The following is a 1,704-nucleotide window of genomic DNA, read 5'->3' as shown; positions in this document are numbered from 1 at the left end:
GCCCCTGCCCCCGCCTCCCGCCGCGGCCCACCCCCCGGTGCCCGGCCTGTCCTCGTTCTTCACCCCGAACCGCGACTTCTACCGCGTCGACACCGCACTCACCCTCCCGAGGATCGACCCGCGGGACTGGTCGCTGCGGATCCACGGCCTGGTCGACCATCCGATGACGCTCTCCTTCGACCAGCTGCTCGAACGGCCGCTCGAGGAGCTCGACCACACCCTGTCCTGCGTCTCCAACGAGGTCGGCGGCCCGTACGTGTCGACCGCCCGCTGGCTCGGGGTCCCGCTGCCCGAACTGCTGCGCCGGGCCGGGGTCCGCCCGGGCGCGCAGCAGCTGATCGGCCGGTCCCAGGACGGCATGACCATCGGCACCCCGCTGGACCTGCTGCTCGACGGCCGCCGGGCGCTGCTCGCGCTCGCCATGAACGGCGAGGTGCTGCCGGTGGCCCACGGCTTCCCCTGCCGGACGGTGGTGCCGGGCCTGTACGGCTACGCCTCCGCCACCAAGTGGCTGGTCGACCTGGAGGTGGCCACTTTCGCCGGCCACGACCCGTACTGGGTCCGGCGCGGCTGGGACCGCACCGGGGAGGTCCGCACCGCCTCCCGGATCGAGGTGCCGTCGGCGTTCGCCAAGGTCCCGGCCGGGGACGTGGTGGTGGCCGGTACGGCCTGGGCCACCCACCGCGGGATCGCCGCCGTCGAGGTGAAGGTCGACGACGGGCCGTGGGCCGAGGCCGAACTCGCCGCCGATGCGGGCCTCGACCTGTGGCGCCAGTGGAGCCACCGCTGGACCGGCGCCCGGCCCGGCACCCACCGGATCCAGGTCCGCGCCACCGACGCCACCGGGGCCGTCCAGCCCGAGGCGAGAGCGGCGCCCTTCCCGGCCGGCGCCACCGGCTGGCACTCGACGGTGGTCACCGTCACCTGACACCTCACCCACCCCGGTCCGCGCGACGGCACCGCCATGCCCGGACCACCCGCAGAACCGCCGTCAACACCCGGTCCCACAAGACCCGTTCCCAGCACCACGATTCCGAGGAGCAGTCCCCATGTCCCTGACCCGTACCCGGTCCCTCGCCGCCCTCTTCGCCGCCGGCGCCCTCGCCTTCGGCCTGACCGCCTGCAGCAGCGACGGCGGCACCACCTCCAACAGCGCGGCGGCCCCGGCCGCCTCGTCCGCACCGGCCGCGGCCGGGGCCGCCGCCACCCCCGCCACCGCGATGGACGCCCCGTTCGGCGCCGCCTGCGCGGCCGTACCGAAGGACGGCTCGGGCAGCTTCGCCGGGATGGCCCAGGACCCGGTCGCCACCGCCGCCTCGCACAACCCGCTGCTGTCCACCCTGGTCAGCGCCGTCACCGCGGCCGGGCTCGGCGACACCCTCAACTCGGCCCAGAACGTCACCGTGTTCGCGCCGACCAACGACGCCTTCGCCAAGATCCCCGCCGACCAGCTGAAGGCGCTGCTGGCCGACAAGGACAAGCTCACCAAGGTCCTCACCTACCACGTGGTGCCCAACCGCCTCGCGCCCACCGCGCTGGCCGGCACCCACAAGACCCTGGAGGGCGGCGACCTGTCGGCGGCCGGATCCGGCGCGGCCTACACGGTCAACGCCAACTCCAAGGTGCTGTGCGGCAACGTGCAGACCGCCAACGCCACCGTCTACATCGTGGACACCGTCCTGATGCCCGCCTCCTGACCCACCC

Annotated in this window: 2 protein-coding genes; both read left to right on the top strand. The window is 74.4% G+C overall.

What is annotated here, in order from left to right:
- Nucleotides 1-928 (top strand): molybdopterin-dependent oxidoreductase (locus AA75_RS39710; RefSeq protein ID WP_033825341.1); only part of this gene is annotated, 928 nt, incomplete at its 5' end.
- A gap of 121 nt (nucleotides 929-1,049) precedes the next feature.
- Complete coding sequence (locus AA75_RS39705) at nucleotides 1,050-1,697, top strand: fasciclin domain-containing protein (protein ID WP_033825339.1); 648 nt, start codon at nucleotides 1,050-1,052, stop codon at nucleotides 1,695-1,697.
- The last annotated feature ends 7 nt before the right edge of the window (nucleotides 1,698-1,704 follow it).

Source organism: Kitasatospora sp. MBT63 (assembly GCF_000710465.2).
GTDB lineage: Bacteria > Actinomycetota > Actinomycetes > Streptomycetales > Streptomycetaceae > Kitasatospora.
The sequence above is the reverse complement of the archived record's forward strand: the minus strand, read 5'-3'. Positions and strand labels throughout refer to the sequence as shown.

What these genes read in the sequence shown, in the direction of transcription:
- AA75_RS39705 (WP_033825339.1), top strand. Translation starts at nt 1,050, where the DNA reads ATGTCCCTGACCCGTACCCGGTCCCTCGCCGCCCTCTTCGCCGCCGGC.